The organism is Microvirga brassicacearum (genome assembly GCF_008757455.1).
GTDB lineage: Bacteria > Pseudomonadota > Alphaproteobacteria > Rhizobiales > Beijerinckiaceae > Microvirga > Microvirga brassicacearum.
The window spans coordinates 364,660-379,321 of the sequence record NZ_VCMV01000003.1; the positions used below are offsets into that span (position 1 = coordinate 364,660).

General features: G+C 64.1%; 18 protein-coding genes (1 of these 18 cut by a window edge). 4 read left to right on the plus strand and 14 right to left on the minus strand.

The genetic code is table 11. The features are described from left to right. Nucleotides 1-62 precede the first annotated feature (62 nt). The gene (lysA, locus tag FEZ63_RS03495; RefSeq protein WP_150942238.1) at nucleotides 63-1,331 is read right to left on the minus strand and encodes a diaminopimelate decarboxylase; all 1,269 of its coding nucleotides are present in this window, start codon (nucleotides 1,329-1,331) and stop codon (nucleotides 63-65) included. 8 nt (nucleotides 1,332-1,339) lie between these two features. Continuing rightward, complete coding sequence (gene lptM / locus FEZ63_RS03500) at nucleotides 1,340-1,591, minus strand: LPS translocon maturation chaperone LptM (protein WP_150942239.1); 252 nt, start codon at nucleotides 1,589-1,591, stop codon at nucleotides 1,340-1,342. Between the two features lie 192 nt (nucleotides 1,592-1,783). On the opposite strand from lptM, the gene tlpA reads away from it, so the two are divergent. Next, a complete protein-coding gene (tlpA, locus tag FEZ63_RS03505) occupies nucleotides 1,784-2,422 on the plus strand; it encodes a thiol:disulfide interchange protein TlpA (RefSeq protein WP_150942240.1) in 639 nt (212 codons plus the stop codon). A gap of 74 nt (nucleotides 2,423-2,496) precedes the next feature. Here tlpA and FEZ63_RS03510 read toward each other — a convergent pair whose 3' ends face one another. From FEZ63_RS03510 to purC, 9 genes are all read right to left on the minus strand, one after another. Then, nucleotides 2,497-2,829 carry a hypothetical protein gene (locus FEZ63_RS03510; protein WP_150942241.1) on the minus strand — a complete coding sequence of 111 codons (333 nt, stop codon included), beginning with the start codon at nucleotides 2,827-2,829 and terminating at the stop codon, nucleotides 2,497-2,499. Nucleotides 2,830-3,016: 187 nt separating this feature from the next. After that, entirely contained in the window at nucleotides 3,017-3,352 is a 336-nt protein-coding gene (gene grxD, locus FEZ63_RS03515) for a Grx4 family monothiol glutaredoxin (protein ID WP_150942242.1), read from the minus strand. Between the two features lie 42 nt (nucleotides 3,353-3,394). Continuing rightward, nucleotides 3,395-3,631: a BolA family protein gene (locus tag FEZ63_RS03520; protein ID WP_150942243.1), complete on the minus strand. Its 237-nt coding sequence runs from the start codon at nucleotides 3,629-3,631 to the stop codon at nucleotides 3,395-3,397. 12 nt (nucleotides 3,632-3,643) lie between these two features. Continuing rightward, nucleotides 3,644-5,854: a phosphoribosylformylglycinamidine synthase subunit PurL gene (gene purL, locus FEZ63_RS03525; RefSeq protein WP_150942244.1), complete on the minus strand. Its 2,211-nt coding sequence runs from the start codon at nucleotides 5,852-5,854 to the stop codon at nucleotides 3,644-3,646. A gap of 67 nt (nucleotides 5,855-5,921) precedes the next feature. Beyond that, entirely contained in the window at nucleotides 5,922-6,620 is a 699-nt protein-coding gene (purQ, locus tag FEZ63_RS03530) for a phosphoribosylformylglycinamidine synthase subunit PurQ (protein WP_150942245.1), read from the minus strand. A 9-nt stretch (nucleotides 6,621-6,629) separates the two neighbouring features. Continuing rightward, entirely contained in the window at nucleotides 6,630-7,166 is a 537-nt protein-coding gene (locus FEZ63_RS03535) for a hypothetical protein (protein WP_150942246.1), read from the minus strand. Nucleotides 7,167-7,192: 26 nt separating this feature from the next. Next, nucleotides 7,193-7,441 carry a phosphoribosylformylglycinamidine synthase subunit PurS gene (gene purS, locus FEZ63_RS03540; RefSeq protein WP_150942247.1) on the minus strand — a complete coding sequence of 83 codons (249 nt, stop codon included), beginning with the start codon at nucleotides 7,439-7,441 and terminating at the stop codon, nucleotides 7,193-7,195. A gap of 64 nt (nucleotides 7,442-7,505) precedes the next feature. Further along, nucleotides 7,506-8,018, minus strand: a complete 513-nt coding sequence (locus FEZ63_RS03545; RefSeq protein WP_150942248.1) for a hypothetical protein — start codon at nucleotides 8,016-8,018, stop codon at nucleotides 7,506-7,508. Nucleotides 8,019-8,068: 50 nt separating this feature from the next. Continuing rightward, the gene (gene purC / locus FEZ63_RS03550; protein WP_150942249.1) at nucleotides 8,069-8,863 is read right to left on the minus strand and encodes a phosphoribosylaminoimidazolesuccinocarboxamide synthase; all 795 of its coding nucleotides are present in this window, start codon (nucleotides 8,861-8,863) and stop codon (nucleotides 8,069-8,071) included. A 235-nt stretch (nucleotides 8,864-9,098) separates the two neighbouring features. Between purC and FEZ63_RS03555 the strand changes: the two genes are divergently transcribed. Both FEZ63_RS03555 and FEZ63_RS03560 read left to right on the plus strand, forming a co-directional pair. Next, a complete protein-coding gene (locus FEZ63_RS03555) occupies nucleotides 9,099-9,422 on the plus strand; it encodes a DUF1476 domain-containing protein (RefSeq protein ID WP_150942250.1) in 324 nt (107 codons plus the stop codon). 126 nt (nucleotides 9,423-9,548) lie between these two features. Then, nucleotides 9,549-10,319: an HpcH/HpaI aldolase family protein gene (locus tag FEZ63_RS03560; protein WP_150942251.1), complete on the plus strand. Its 771-nt coding sequence runs from the start codon at nucleotides 9,549-9,551 to the stop codon at nucleotides 10,317-10,319. Here FEZ63_RS03560 and FEZ63_RS03565 read toward each other — a convergent pair. Further along, nucleotides 10,300-10,995 (minus strand): alpha/beta hydrolase, encoded by a 696-nt coding sequence (locus FEZ63_RS03565; RefSeq protein WP_150942252.1) that lies wholly within the window; start codon nucleotides 10,993-10,995, stop codon nucleotides 10,300-10,302. The two genes, FEZ63_RS03560 and FEZ63_RS03565, sit on opposite strands and share 20 nt — an antisense overlap. 137 nt (nucleotides 10,996-11,132) lie before the next feature. Between FEZ63_RS03565 and gluQRS the strand changes: the two genes are divergently transcribed. After that, nucleotides 11,133-12,014, plus strand: coding sequence for a tRNA glutamyl-Q(34) synthetase GluQRS (gluQRS, locus tag FEZ63_RS03570; protein WP_150942253.1), 882 nt, complete (start codon nucleotides 11,133-11,135; stop codon nucleotides 12,012-12,014). On the opposite strand, the gene FEZ63_RS03575 is transcribed toward gluQRS, so the two are convergent. Both FEZ63_RS03575 and FEZ63_RS03580 read right to left on the minus strand, forming a co-directional pair. After that, nucleotides 12,011-12,928, minus strand: a complete 918-nt coding sequence (locus FEZ63_RS03575) for an AEC family transporter (protein ID WP_150942254.1) — start codon at nucleotides 12,926-12,928, stop codon at nucleotides 12,011-12,013. The two genes, gluQRS and FEZ63_RS03575, sit on opposite strands and share 4 nt — an antisense overlap. 6 nt (nucleotides 12,929-12,934) lie before the next feature. Then, nucleotides 12,935-14,662 carry the 3' portion of a M23 family metallopeptidase gene (locus tag FEZ63_RS03580; protein WP_150942255.1) on the minus strand. The gene runs 300 nt beyond the window's last position, so the window shows 1,728 of its 2,028 coding nt (coding positions 301-2,028); the start codon falls outside the window, past its right edge; its stop codon occupies nucleotides 12,935-12,937.

Below are 14,662 nucleotides of genomic sequence, written 5' to 3' on the forward strand. Positions count from 1 at the left end.
ACGCGTTCACAAAATGACGATGAGCAGGCCCTCCTGCGGACGAATACCGCAGCTTGAGAGCCTCAGGAGAGCCAGCCGGGCAGCCGGTCGAGGCCGATGAGATCGTCGTAGCTTTGGCGCGGACGGATCACCGCGTGACCTGCATTCTTGACCAGCACCTCCGGAACCAGCAGGCGGGTGTTATAGGTATTCGCCGTCACGGCCCCATAGGCGCCCGTCGTCATGATGGCGATCAGATCGCCCGCCTTCAGCGCCGGCATGTCGCGTGACAGGGCGAGGTAATCGCCGGTCTCGCAGACCGGGCCGACCACATCGGCAACCAGGCGGCCCGTATTCGGACCTGCCTCGATGACCGGCTTGATATCATGGAAGGCGTCGTAAAGCGTCGGTCGGATCAGGTCGTTCATGGCCGCATCGACGATCACGAAGGACTTGTCGGCTCCCTCCTTCACGTAGATGACCTGCGTCACAAGAATTCCCGCATTGCCCGCAATGAGGCGGCCCATCTCGAAGACCAGCTTGAGACCGAGATCGTTCGTGTGGCGCTTGATGATGGCGGCGTAGGCCTGCGGATCGGGCGGCGGCTCGTTGTCCTCGCGGTAGGGGATGCCCAACCCGCCGCCGAGATCGATGTGACGGAGCTTGTGGCCGTCGGCCATCAGATCGCGGGCCAATTCGGCCAGCAGCGCGCTGGCATTGTCGAAAGGCTCCAGATCGATGATCTGGCTTCCGATATGCATATCGACGCCCGTCACCTCGATACCCGGCAGCTTAGCGGCGAACGCATAGACGTCGCGGGCCCGGGCGATGGGAATGCCGAACTTGTTCTCGGACTTGCCGGTGGAGATTTTCTTATGCGTCTTCGCATCCACGTCGGGGTTGATGCGGATCGAAATGGGCGCGCACATCCCTTTTGAAACCGCGACTTCGGAGAGGGCTTCCAGCTCCTGCTCGGATTCCACATTGAAACACAGGATGCCGCTGTCGAGCGCAAACGACATTTCGCGCTTCGTCTTTCCGACGCCCGAGAAGACGATGCGCTGGCCGGGCACGCCTGCAGCGAGCGCCCTGCGAAGTTCACCCTCGGACACGATGTCCATCCCGGCGCCGAGTTCGCCCAGCGTCCGCAAGACCGCCTGGTTGGAATTCGCCTTCATGGCGTAGCAAACCAGGGTGTCGCGATCCGCGAATGCTTCGGCGAAGACGCGGTAGTGCCGCTCCAGCGTCGCCGAGGAATAGCAATAGAACGGCGTGCCGACCTCGCTCGCGATCTGGCGCAGGTCAACATCTTCGGCGTGCAGGACGCCGTTGCGATAAGCAAAGTGGTGCATGGCGAAACCTAGAGAATCGGATCGAGAATGAAGCGCGTCTTCGGAATGGTGATCGGACGGTTGCTCGTCTTGCGCGGCGTACCGACCGGGGACGGCAACGCGCCCTGCGACGCACTCGTGCCGTCCGCTGCCTGCTGAGCCGGCGCGGCGTTCGGATCGGGCGGCGGCTCGAGAGCGCCGCGACGACCGCAGGCGGAAAGGCCGAGAAGAACGATGCCCGCCACCAGGAGGGCACGGGAAAACGCGAGGCTGGACGACATTAGATGCTCCGAAACTTGGCCGCACCATAACGACATCCGCGCGCCGATGCGAGAGGCAACCCGACGGTCATTGACGCTCCTTGACGCGAGTGGCACGAGCCGCTTGCAACCCCACCGGATTGTGATGGGGAATGGCGAGGGCGCGTCCTTTGAACGCTTGAGGTAGCGCAGAAAACACGGCACACCCCGCCCATGTCGAACCTCTCAAGCTCCCGCTTCGTTCAATTGTCCGCCTTGCTCGCCCTGGTGGGAGGCGCTGGCTGGTACGCCCTGCAGATGCGAGGCTCCTCCGGCGCCGCTAGCGGCGAGTGCCGTGCCTCTGCGGCAATGGTCGACCGGCTGAAGCCCTTGGCGACGGGCGAAGTGGCGGCTCTTGCCGTCAGCAACGCCCCCAAGCCTCCGCCGGCGATCAGTTTCACCGGCCCCGATGGGCAGCCGCGGACCTTGTCCGATTTCAAAGGCAAGGCGGTTCTGGTCAACCTGTGGGCGACGTGGTGCGTGCCCTGCCGGGAGGAAATGCCGGCTCTGGACAAGGTGCAGACCGAATTCGGCGGACCGGCCTTCGAGGTGGTCGCAATCAACGTAGACACACGCAATGCCGAGAAGCCCAAGGCCTGGCTGCAAGAGAACGGCATTCACAACCTTGCCTATTATGCCGACCCGACCGGCAAGCTCCTGCAGGTCCTGCAGAAATCCGGCCACGCGGTCGGCTTGCCGACGACCCTGCTGGTCGATGCGGCAGGCTGTGAGATCGCGCTTTTGAAGGGACCCGCCGAATGGGCCTCTCCCGAGGCCCTGGCCTTCGTCCGCAGCGCGCTCGCGAAGCCCTAGATCACGATGCCATTGGACGGCACCGTTCAAAGGCATAAGACGTGATCGATTTCAATAAGCTAGGGCATCATGCCCTAGCGGAGCTGGGACCTGGTGATGCCGGCACCATCCGGCACGCCGATCTCTCCCGAGAATGCCGCTTTGGCGAGGCGCCACGGGCGATCCATCGCGCTTCGGGCCTTGCCCTTCGCCAGTCGGCGGGGCGTGCCGTCCGCGAGGATCTCGTCGATGACGATGAAACCAAAGGCCTGCAGCATGAGAGCCGCCATCTTGGTGGCGGTGTCGTCGGCCGGCAACGCGAGGGAGCCTGCCGTATAGATCCGCTCGAGGATGGTCCGGGGAGCGGTTTCGCCGATGGAAGGCGCGCGCCGCTTCAGCGCGATGACATTCGTCGTCTCGTCGATCATGGCAAAGACCCCCGTCCGGGTGCCGCATCATAATTTTCGTGCGGCGTTGCTCAATTTCCGGACGAGGCATTTTGCCGACAATCGGGGCCGCTGGAAATCGCGACTTATGTCGCGGGACATCAGGTCGCCCTCGCACGAAAAAAGGCGGAGCCTTGCCCCGCCCTGAAAACCGGTCCGGACGCTCGCGTCAGGCCGTCTGCTTGACCTCGATGCCTTTGTCGACGAAGAGCTGCTGCAATTCGCCGGCCTGGAACATCTCGCGCGTGATATCGCAGCCGCCGACGAACTCGCCCTTGACGTAGAGCTGGGGGATCGTCGGCCAGCTCGAATAATCCTTGATGCCCTGGCGGATGCCCTCGTCATCGAGGACGTTGATGCCCTTGTAGGGAACGCCCAGATAGCCAAGGATCTGCACAACCTGGCCGGAAAACCCACACATGGGGAATTGCGGCGTGCCCTTCATGAAAAGCACCACGTCGTTGGACTTCACCTCGTTCTCGATCGCCTGACGGGCATCGGTCATGGAATTCTCCTGATTTGCCGGCGTTCAAGGCGCCGGGTCCTTTTAATTGTCGGGTGCGACGGTGGTGAGCGCAAGGGCGTGCAGCGCGCCACCCATGCGGCCTTGCAGCGCTGCGTACACCATCTGGTGCTGCTGAACGCGGGATTTTCCCTTGAACGCCGCCGAAGTCACGGTCGCCGCGTAGTGATCCCCGTCGCCGGCCAGATCCTTGATCTCCACCGTCGCGTCAGGGATGGCGGCCTTGATCAGGGTCTCGATGTCGCGCGCGTCCATAGGCATGGATGTGGATCCTCAGGCCTTGCCGGCCATGTAATCGGGCAGCCACGATTCGTGAGCAGCCTTCAGGGTTGCGACCGATATGGCCTGCGCGCCCGGCAGAATCAACGACGCCCCGCCCGTGACGCCGAGCAACGCGGCCGGAACGCCGATGGCGGTGGCCTCATAGAGAATGTCCGCGGCTACGTCCTGCTTCACCGCCAGCACATAGCGTCCCTGGTCCTCACCGAACAGGAAGGCGTGTCGTGGCAGGTCGGCGGGTTCCGCCGTGAGGGAGGCGCCGGTCCCGCCCGCCATCGCCATCTCGGCGAGGGTGAGCGCGAGGCCGCCATCGGAGCAATCGTGGACCGTGTCGACCTGTCCCGAGCGGATGAGCTGCCGCACGAAATCGCCGTTGCGCCGCTCCTGCGCCAGGTCGACGGGTGGCGGAGCGCCTTCTTCGCGGCCGCAGATCTCGGCCAGGTAGATCGACTGCCCGAGCCAGCCTTCCGTTTCGCCGATCAGGATGAGGGCGTCGCCATCGCGCTTGAACGCCACGGAGGCATGGACCGTCACGTCGTCGAGGACACCGACTCCGCCGATGGCCGGGGTTGGCAGGATGCCCTGGCCGTTGGTCTCGTTGTAGAGCGAGACATTGCCCGACACGACCGGGAAATCGAGCACGCGGCAGGCCTCGCCGATGCCGCGCAGGCATCCGACGAACTGGCCCATCACCTCCGGGCGTGCGGGGCTGCCGAAATTCAGGTTGTCGGTGATGGCGAGCGGCAATCCGCCCACCGCGGTGATATTGCGCCACGCTTCCGCGACCGCCTGCTTGCCGCCCTCGACCGGATCGGCCTCGCAATAGCGCGGGGTGACGTCGGTGGTCAGCGCCAGGCCCTTCGGACCGTTCTCGACGCGCACGATGGCGGCGTCCCCGCCCGGTACCTGCACGGTGTTGCCGAGGATCAGGTGGTCGTATTGCTCCCACACCCAGCGGCGCGAACTCTGGTCCGGCGAGCCGACGAGCTTCAGGAGCGCGTCCGTGTCGGAGAGGGGGGCGACGACGCTCTCGGGCGCAATCACCGGTTTTGGCGGGGTCGGAACATGGGGCCGATCGTAGAGCGGGGCCTCGTCGCCCATTTCCTTGATCGGCAGATCCGCCATCACGTCGCCGTGGTGCTTGATCACGAAGCGCAAGGTGTCGGTGGTCCGGCCGATGATCGCGAAATCGAGGCCCCATTTGACGAAGATGGCCTCGGCCTCCTTCTCCATGCCGGGTTTCAGCACCATGAGCATGCGCTCCTGGCTCTCCGACAACATCATTTCGTAGGCGCTCATGCCCTCTTCGCGGCATGGGACCTTGTCGAGGTCGAGTTCGACGCCGAGGTTGCCCTTCGCGCCCATCTCGACCGCCGAAGAGGTGAGGCCGGCCGCGCCCATATCCTGGATGGCGATGACGGCGCCGGATTTCATGAGTTCGAGGCAAGCTTCCAGCAGCAGCTTCTCGGCGAAGGGGTCGCCGACCTGCACGGTCGGGCGCTTCTCGTCTGAGGCGTCGTCGAACTCGGCTGACGCCATGGTGGCGCCGTGGATGCCGTCGCGGCCGGTCTTGGATCCGAGATAGACGATCGGGTTCCCGATGCCGGTCGCCGCCGCATAGAAGATCTCGTCGGTGCGGGCGAGGCCGACCGCCATGGCGTTGACCAGAATGTTGCCGTTGTAGCGCGGATGGAAGCCCACGCTGCCGCCGACCGTCGGGACGCCGAAGGAATTGCCGTAGCCACCGATTCCCGCGACTACGCCCGCGAGCAGATGCGGCGTCTTGGGATGGTCCGGCTCGCCGAAGCGCAGGAAGTTCAGGCAGGCGATGGGCCGCGCACCCATGGTGAAGACGTCGCGCAGGATGCCGCCGACGCCGGTCGTCGCGCCCTGATAAGGTTCGATGAAGGATGGGTGGTTGTGGCTCTCCATCTTGAAGATGCAGGCGAGCCCGTCGCCGATATCGATGACGCCGGCATTCTCGCCCGGCCCCTGGATCACCCACGGTGCCTTCGTCGGCAGGCCGCGCAGATGCAGGCGCGAGGATTTGTAGGAGCAATGCTCGTTCCACATGGCCGAGACGATGCCGAGCTCGGTCAGGGTCGGCGTGCGGCCGATCAGGTCGACGAAGCGCTTGTATTCGTCAGGCGTCAGCCCGTGCTCCTTGACCAGCTCCGGGGTGATGGCGACGTCGTTGCGGTTCATCAGGCTCTCGCGATTTGAAAAGGCTTCGGCGAGCGAAGGACCGCCCACGGAAGAACAGGCGTTAAATTCAGGCGGCGCGCCCGGCAGATGACACAAGACTCTCAAAGAGGCCCCGGCCGTCGGTTCCACCGACAAGGTCTTCGATCAGGTTTTCGGGATGGGGCATCATGCCGAGCACGTTGAGCTTTTCGGAATAGATGCCCGCGATCGAATTCATCGAGCCGTTGCGATTGGCATCGTCCGTCACGTCGCCGCGGGCGTCGCTATAGCGGAAAGCCACCAGCCCATCGCCTTCGAGGCGGCGCAGGGTGTCCGCATCCGCGGTGTAATTGCCCTCGCCATGGGCGACGCAGACATCGATCGCCTGGCCCTTGGCATAACGCTTCGTAAAAGCGGTGTCGTTGCGCTCGACCCGGAGAAACTGGCGGTGGCAGATGAACTTGAGGTTGGCATTGCGCATCAGGATGCCCGGCAGCAGGCCGGATTCGCACAGGATCTGAAAGCCGTTGCAGATGCCAAGGACCAGGCCGCCGCGCGCCGCGTGGGCTCGCACCGCATCCATCACGGTCGCGCGCCCGGCAATGGCACCGCAGCGCAGATAATCACCGTAAGAAAAGCCGCCCGGCAGCACGACGAGGTCGGTGCCGGAAGGCAATTGGGTTTCGGCATGCCAGACCTTCTCGACCTGCGACCCCGCCTGCGCGAGCGCCCGCATGACATCGCCTTCGCGATTCGAACCGGGGAAAACGATGACGGCGGATTTCATGTCGCTCCTTTAATTCAAAAGTGCCGGGACGTTAACAAATTTCAGGCTGTTGCGCGCAGTTTGAGCCGATGCCGCATACGCCGATGCAGTGACGAGACGATTGCCTCTTACCCGCATCTCCGCGGCAACGGATAAAATCTTCCCGTCCCTCGTCACAGTTCCGTCGACGAAAAATCCGACAGGATCGCCGTTCATCTTTCGAACGTTTCCGATGGCGGCGACATCGCTTCCAGATCGGCCTTTGATCGAGAGAGTGAGCAACTCCTTCAACATTGCGTCATCGAAGCTTCGCATACGTAGCAGGTCCTCGGTGCTAGGACCTGCCTGCCGCAAGGTCTTCTGCGAGATGGCGACCAACACGTCTTTTCCGCACCGCGCCTCAGAACACGCAAAAATGGTGACTGATCCGCCGTCGCCATTGCGGGTCTGCGAGGTCCAACCGTCGGCAGGAAAATGCGTCGCAGCAACAACGTTGGGGGGTGAGACTCGAGTGGTTTGGCAGGCGGTGAGAAGGCCGAGCAGCAGGCAGGACAGAAAAATGCGCATGAGGAGCCCCGTTTGTCAGGGCAGTCTCAATCGCCGCCCGTAATCGAAACGTTATAGTTTTCGATCACGGTATTCGCCAGCAGCTTCTCGCAGGCGGCTTTCAGCGCGCTCTCCGCCTCCATCTTGTCGGCGGTGCCCAGCTCGATATCGAAGACTTTCCCCTGCCGGACGCCATCGATGCCCTCGACTCCGAGGGACTTCAGTGCGCCTTCGATGGCCTTGCCCTGTGGATCGAGAACGCCGTTTTTGAGGGTCACGGTGACACGGGCTTTCATGGAATCCTCGGGCTGTTGTCTGATCGCCAACGCCTTAACGGGATTGGGCCCAAGACACAACGCCTCAAGGGGCCAATTCACGCTCGGCGACCTGTCGCACCGTAGCAAGGACGGACGCTTCGTCGTCGCCGATGACGAGGACGAGTTTCAGGGCGTCCCCGGATCGCCGCCCGAGCGTCGCCCCGTAGGCTGGCGCCTTCCTGCCGTCGGAGGGGGCGAGGCTGATGGTAAAGCCGCGGGACGCGCCCTCCCGGATGGGAGTAGCCGAGGCCAGGGTCCGGACCTTGCCGGTATGCCCGGCAGACGACCGCATTGCTCGCGCGAGGCGGTCGGGATCCCTCAGCAGCGATTCCGAAATCTCGGCATCGCGTCCCTTCAGGTCGATGACGCTCACCACCAGCCCCGGCCCGCATTCCGGCGGCGCGCAGAAGGCGAGGGCCTGTGGTTCGGCGCGCTCTTCGGCCAGCCACTTCCGCAGAGGCAGGGCCTCCCATGGCGCACCCGGCGGCACGCCCTCGACCGGCCGCGGGATGTAGCCGCAGGCCGAGAGGGCGACGATCAGCAGTCCAAATGACAATGCCCGGCGAAAAGCCGGGCATTGGTTCGTCAGTCGGGGCCGCCTTGCGATCACTGCACGAGGCGCGGGCCGCCCATGGCGGGCTTCTCGTTTTCCGACATGATGCCGAGGCGGCGTGCCACCTCCGAATAGGCCTCGACGAGGCCACCCATGTCGCGGCGGAAGCGGTCCTTGTCGAGCTTGTCCTTGGACTTGATGTCCCAGAGACGGCACGAGTCGGGGGAGATTTCGTCGGCGACGACGATCCGCATCATGTCGCCTTCATACAGGCGACCGGTCTCCATCTTGAAGTCGACCAGGCGGATGCCGACGCCGAGGAAGATGCCCGACAGGAAGTCATTGACCCGGATGGCGAGCGCCATGATGTCGTCGATCTCCTGCGGGGTCGCCCAGCCGAAGGCCGTGATGTGCTCTTCCGACACCATCGGGTCATTGAGCGCGTCGTTCTTGTAATAGAATTCGATGATCGAGCGGGGAAGCTGCGTCCCTTCGTCGATGCCGAGACGCGTGGACAGGGAGCCGGCCGCGACATTCCGCACGACGACCTCGAGTGGAATGATCTCCACCTCGCGGATCAACTGCTCGCGCATGTTGAGCCGGCGAATGAAGTGCGTCGGGACACCGATATCGTTCAGATTCTGGAAAATGTACTCCGAAATCCGATTGTTGAGCACGCCCTTGCCGTCGATCACTTCATGCTTCTTGGCATTGAAGGCGGTCGCATCATCCTTGAAGTGCTGGATGAGCGTTCCTGGCTCGGGACCTTCATAGAGGACCTTCGCCTTGCCCTCATAAATGCGGCGGCGACGATTCATAGGCGTGTACCGTGGTTTGAGGAAATCCATTGCTGTGGCTCCTGGAGGTGGTGGGATCCGCAGCTGGCGCGGGCACGATTGCGGTCGTCCCCGGCTCGCGCGCAACCTATCCGATCCCACTCCCAAGTACAACGCAGCAACAGCGACGCAGGCGACCAAACCGACCGTCCCCGGAGCGGAAGAGAATTTTCACAGGTGCCGGCCTCTGGCGATTGCGCTCCGAGGCCTTTATATCGCCGTTAGATAACTCTGAAAGGAAGTGCCCATGTCCGGTTTCGACGAGCGTAAGGATGCCTTCGAGAAGAAGTTCGCCCACGACGAGGAACTTCGGTTCAAGGCGACGGCTCGCCGCAACAAGCTTTTCGGCCTCTGGGCGGCCGAGCAGCTGGGCAAGAGCGGCACTGACGCCGATGCCTATGCCAAGAGCGTCGTCCTCGCCGATTTCGAGGAGGCGGGGGATGCGGACGTCCTACGCAAGGTGCAGGCCGACCTCACGGCTGCCGGCAAAACGGTTGACGCAATGGAGCTTGCGGACGCCCTGAACGCGCGCATGCAGCAGGCGGTCGAAGAAATTCAGGCGGGTCGCTAGAAAACCCTGTCGTCGCTCACCTGAACATCGCCAGCGTCTGGTTCGCCGGTTGGTCTCGAAAACCGCATTGGCTTTCGAGACCATGCTGGACACGGCCTGCGGCTCGCTCACCTCCAAGGAAACCAGATGCCTAGCTCTCCGACACTCCTGGACCGGCTCAATTCCGGTTCTCCGGCGCTTGCTGCCTGGTGCGGCCTGCCCGATCCGAGCGTTCCTGCCCTCCTTGCTCGCGAATCCTTCGATACGATCGTGCTGGATATGCAGCACAGCCCGATCGATTTCAGCACGGCCGTGCGGGCGATCCCGCTGATCGCGGCGGCATCGAAGCCGGCCATCGTCCGCATCCCGGTCGGCGAGTTCGCCACGGCCTCCCGGCTCCTCGATGCCGGCGCCAGCGGCGTGATCGCGCCGATGGTCAATACGGTGGAGGATGCCCGGCTCTTTGCCGGCTTCATGAAATATCCGCCGCTTGGCCAGCGCAGCTGGGGGCCGCACGGCGCGCTTTCGGTGACCGGGCTGGAACCGGCCGACTATTTCCGGTCGGGCAACCGACTCACCGTCGCGCTCGCGATGGTCGAGACGCGCGAGGCGCTCGCCATCATCGACGATATCCTGGCCGTGCCGGGCATCGACGGCATCTTCATCGGCCCGGCGGATCTGTCCCTAGGGTTGTCGCAGGGGCGTGAACTGAACCCGACCAGCAGCGCGGTCGAGGATGCGCTCGATCATGCGGTCGCGCGCACCCGCGCCGCCGGCAAGGTGGCGGGCGTCTTCGCGGCCTCCGGCGAGCGGGCGGCGCAACTCTACGGTCGCGGCTTTCATCTGATTTCGGTTGCGAGCGACGCCGGGATGCTGCGGTTCGGGGCGCAGGCGGCGCTCAAAACGACCCGGGCCTAGACGCGGGATAGGGCTGGCCGAAGACCTGCATCAGGAACAGGCCGCCCTGCCGCAGCGATTCCTCGTCGATGCCGTGGGAGAGGCCGGCCGAGAGGTGCCATTGACAGGGAATCCCGGCCGTCGCGAGCGCTTCCTTCGAGTAGAAGAACATCTCCACCGGCAGGACGTCGTCGCGATCGCCATGGGTCAGAAGGATCGGCGGCGTCGAGCGAGCCTGCGCTTTGAGGCTCTCCGGCCCCTTGCCGTTTTCCAGGACGACGAGCCCCGAATACCCGACGATGCCGGCGACCGGCGCCGGGCGCCGCAAGCCCACATGCAGTGCCATCATGGTTCCCTGGCTGAACCCCACGAGCGCAAGGTGCGACGGCCCGAGGCCATGTCGCGCCAGTTCCTGGTCGAGAAATGCGTCGAGGAGTGGCGCCGCATAGGTCACCCCGCGCCAGAATTCCGCAGGATCGCGCAGCGTCAGGGGAAACCATTGCCGACCCATCGGCGCGCCGTCGCACGGGTCCGGAGCGTGTGGGGCAACGAAGGCCGCGTCCGGCAGCCAGTCGCGCCAATGCTGGGCCAATTCGATCAGATCGCCGCCATCGGCACCGAGACCGTGCAGGAACACGACAAGCTGTTTCGCCTTGCCGGATTTGGGTGGAACGCGCGGGCCATCGATAGCGGACATGGAAAATCCCTGATTGTTCGGGCATCACCTCGCCCCACGGGCCCAGAGCCGTCAAGCAGTCCGGCAGCGCTCTCTTGAGAACGTCGCCGGATTCGTCGAGGGTGGCTTCAAGAGCTCTCGTTCCACCGCAGGCTGCCTTGACGATTCCGGTTTTTCGATTCGCCCCAAGCCCCAACGGATATCTGCATCTCGGGCACGCTTATTCGGCGTTGCTCAATGCCAAACTCGCCGAGCGCTTGAGCGGACGCCTGCTGCTGCGGATCGAGGATATCGACGTCACCCGCTGCCGCGAGGAATTCGTGGCGGCGATCGCCGAGGATCTGACCTGGCTCGGCCTTCGCTGGGAACAACCTGTCCGCCGGCAGTCCGAGCATTTCGACAATTATCACGCGGCCTTTGGTGGATTGCGCCGGAAGGGCTTTGTCTATCCGTGCTTCTGCTCCCGAAAGGATTTGGCCGACGCTGTTCGCCTGCGGGAAACCAAGACGGGAACGCAGTGGCGGCGCGATCCGGATGGCGCGCCGCTCTATCCGGGCACCTGCAGGCATCGTCCTGCCGGGGAGGTGGCAATGAGGCTTGGACGATCGGAACCTCACACCTGGCGGATCGATATGGCGGCGGCATTGCTCGCCGCGCCGGGCGCCCTCGCCTATACGCGGATTGATCTGGAGGGTGAGGCAACCTTGCAGCCGATCGCTCCCGCGCGCTGGGGCGATGCCGTCGTGGTTCGGCGCGAAATCCCCACCAGCTATCATCTCTCGGTCGTCGTGGATGACGCCGTGCAGGAGATCACCCACGTGGTGCGCGGGCAGGATCTGGAAGCGGCGACCGACCTGCACGTCCTCCTTCAAGCATTGCTGGCGCTGCCGACGCCCCTTTATCACCACCATGCGCTCATCCGCGACGAGCAGGGCGACAAGCTGGCAAAGAGCCGGTTTTCCAAGACGCTGCGGGAGCTGAGGGAGCAGGGAATATCGCCGGCGGAGGTTCGCCGCAGCCTCGGATTTAACCGGACCTAGCCCACGCCGAGGACGGCGAGCCACAGCAGCGTCGAGCCGAGCGCCAGCATGGTCGAGAGGCAGACGGAACTTGAGGCCAGCGCCACGCCCTCGCCATAGCGCTCCGCGAACAGATACGCGTTGATGCCCGAGGGGCAGGACGCAAACAATACGGCAACACCGGCCCAGACCGGTGGCATCTCGAAGACGTAGCGGGCGAGAAGCAGCACGATCAGCGGGTGAATGATGAGTTTGAGGATCGAGATGAGAAGCGGCAGCTTCCAGCCCATCGCAATGCCGTAGCGCTGTAGTGCGATCCCCATGGAGATGAGGGCGCAGGGAACGGCCGCGCTCCCGAGCAATTCGACGACCTGCCAGAATGGGGACGGTATCGCGGCCGAAAACGGCCTACAGGCGGATCCGGCGATGATGGCAACCACGATGGGATGGGTGACGAGACGCCGGAGAATGAGAAGCGGGGACGCCTGGCGGCCTTCGGCAAGCACGGTCGCTAGGGTCATCGTCACCGGCAGGTGCACGGCGATCAGCAGAAACAGCGGCACCGCGCCGGCTTCCCCGTAGGCTTTCAGGATCATCGGAATGCCGACGAAAACCGTGTTGGCCTGCCCGGCCGAAAAGCCGGCGACGACCTGCGAAATTCCGGTCAGACCAAAGAAACGCCGCCCCAGGATTGTCGCCAGCGCCCACACGACCGCGACCCCGACAAAATAGGAAATCCAGTAGCCCCACGGCTGGACCGCCGGGATTTCCGCATGGACGAGGGTCCTGAAGATCAGGCAGGGCAGGGACAGCTTGAAGACGAATTCCGACAGACCCTCGCCTGCGCGTTCGGAAATAAAGTTCCCCCGCCGCGCGACGTATCCGATGGCGATCAGGCCGAAGATCGGCAGGACGATCGTGAGGAGATCGATCATGAGATCTCAACGAATCTCGGCCCGTTGGGACAGGCTCGCCGAGGCATTGGCGTGGGTCATCAGTTCGTCGACCTGCTCGCGCTGACGCTTGAATTCGGCCAGACCGCGGCCTTCCAGCTCGCGCCCACGCGGCAGGCGGATCTTGAGCGGGTCGACGAAGCTGCCATTGATGATGACTTCATAATGCAGGTGGGGGCCCGTCGACAGGCCCGTATTGCCCACATAGCCGATCACCTGCCCTTGCTTCACGCGGACACCCGGCGACACACCCTTGCCGAAACTCGACATGTGGGAATAGGCCGTCACGTAGCCGTTGGTATGCTGAACTTCGATCCGCCGTCCGTATCCGGAATCCCATTCGGCCTTGATGACCGTGCCGTTGCCCGCCGCGACGATCGGCGTTCCAATGCGGTTGGCCCAGTCGACACCCGTATGGGGCCGCGTATAGCCCAGGATCGGATGGTAGCGCGATCCGAAGCCGGAACGGAGGATGCCGTCCGAAATGGGCTTGCGGAGCAGGAACTTCTTGAGCGAGCGGCCGCCTTCGTCGAAGAAATCGACCGCTCCGTCATCGCCCTGGTAGCGATAGACCCGGCGCGGCTCCCCGTTGACCGTGAGCGACGCGAACAGGATCTCCGGTGGGGCATTGTCGTCGTCGGCGCCGTAGAAAATCTCGAACGTGTCGCCGGACGAGACCCGGCGCTGAAAATCGACGTCATAGCCGAAGATGCGAACCAGATCCTCGACCGTCTGTCGCGGCAGGTCGTTCTTGAGAGCGGTCTCATAAAGGCTGTCATAGAGCTTGACGCCGCCCCGGCCTTCCTCGTCCTCCTCCTCGGTGGGTACCGCGTCGCCCCCCGCCACCTCGTCGTTGATGGGCGTCACCGAGACGAATACGCCGCGGTCGTTGGTGGCGGCAATCCCTTCGATACCCCGTTCTCCGAGCACCAGGACCCGCACGATCTGGCGCGGATCTCCGAGACGAGGCCCGGGCGCGATCAGAATGCGCATATGCTGCCCTTCGCCGAGGCCCGAAACCCTGATCCGGGCTGACAGGGCGGTCGTGATGTCGGCGATCTGCTCCGGATTGGCGCCGTAGGAGCGCAAAGCCGTCTCGAGGGTCTCGCCCTTCTTGAGAACCACATCGCGCTCTTCGACCAGGGGGCTCGAACCGCCTTGCTCGGTCTTCGGCAGGTTGGTGACGTTCTCCGGAACCACGCGCACTTCGATGGTGCTGAATGGGGCGTCGGCGATGCCCGCATAACCGAGGGCCTGGCCCAGCGCCTCCGGCTGCCGCAGGGTCCGTGACAGCATCTGCTGGGCGGGGATCGGCACGGTGGTCCGACGTCCGGCTTCGGCAAAGACCCGGCGCTCCTCCTCCAGCAGCGCCAGTACGTCGTCATCGGTCAGACCGGGTGCGTTGATCTCGACCGTGAGGGGGGCAAGCTCCCGCTTGATCATCGAGACGTCGGCGTCCGGCACCTCGGGCGCCGCCTCCGCGACGCGCATCTCCTTGTCCTCGGCGAACAATCGCAGGGGATTGAAGGGCGGGATATCGGTCGCGTAGGTGCCGGCGGTGAGCGACAGGTTGGTCGCCACGCGCACGAACTGACGGACCTTGATGGCCTCGCGATCCCCTGTGCGGATGGTCATCGGCGCCTTGAAGCTTTGTTTGGCCGAGACAGTGGTGTCGGAGCGGTTCAGGCGGTCGGCCTTGCGGACGAGGTTCGAGGC

Coding starts and splice junctions, on each gene's coding strand:
- FEZ63_RS03520 (WP_150942243.1), bottom strand. CDS start 3,631: ATGCCTATGGACGCGCGCGACATCGAGACCCTGATCAAGGCCGCCATC.
- purC (WP_150942249.1), bottom strand. CDS start 8,863: ATGGATTTCCTCAAACCACGGTACACGCCTATGAATCGTCGCCGCCGC.
- FEZ63_RS03555 (WP_150942250.1), top strand. CDS start 9,099: ATGTCCGGTTTCGACGAGCGTAAGGATGCCTTCGAGAAGAAGTTCGCC.
- FEZ63_RS03565 (WP_150942252.1), bottom strand. CDS start 10,995: ATGTCCGCTATCGATGGCCCGCGCGTTCCACCCAAATCCGGCAAGGCG.
- FEZ63_RS03575 (WP_150942254.1), bottom strand. CDS start 12,928: ATGATCGATCTCCTCACGATCGTCCTGCCGATCTTCGGCCTGATCGCC.
- purL (WP_150942244.1), bottom strand. CDS start 5,854: ATGAACCGCAACGACGTCGCCATCACCCCGGAGCTGGTCAAGGAGCAC.
- lysA (WP_150942238.1), bottom strand. CDS start 1,331: ATGCACCACTTTGCTTATCGCAACGGCGTCCTGCACGCCGAAGATGTT.
- grxD (WP_150942242.1), bottom strand. CDS start 3,352: ATGACCGATGCCCGTCAGGCGATCGAGAACGAGGTGAAGTCCAACGAC.
- FEZ63_RS03535 (WP_150942246.1), bottom strand. CDS start 7,166: ATGCGCATTTTTCTGTCCTGCCTGCTGCTCGGCCTTCTCACCGCCTGC.
- FEZ63_RS03560 (WP_150942251.1), top strand. CDS start 9,549: ATGCCTAGCTCTCCGACACTCCTGGACCGGCTCAATTCCGGTTCTCCG.
- purQ (WP_150942245.1), bottom strand. CDS start 6,620: ATGAAATCCGCCGTCATCGTTTTCCCCGGTTCGAATCGCGAAGGCGAT.
- FEZ63_RS03510 (WP_150942241.1), bottom strand. CDS start 2,829: ATGATCGACGAGACGACGAATGTCATCGCGCTGAAGCGGCGCGCGCCT.
- lptM (WP_150942239.1), bottom strand. CDS start 1,591: ATGTCGTCCAGCCTCGCGTTTTCCCGTGCCCTCCTGGTGGCGGGCATC.
- tlpA (WP_150942240.1), top strand. CDS start 1,784: ATGTCGAACCTCTCAAGCTCCCGCTTCGTTCAATTGTCCGCCTTGCTC.
- purS (WP_150942247.1), bottom strand. CDS start 7,441: ATGAAAGCCCGTGTCACCGTGACCCTCAAAAACGGCGTTCTCGATCCA.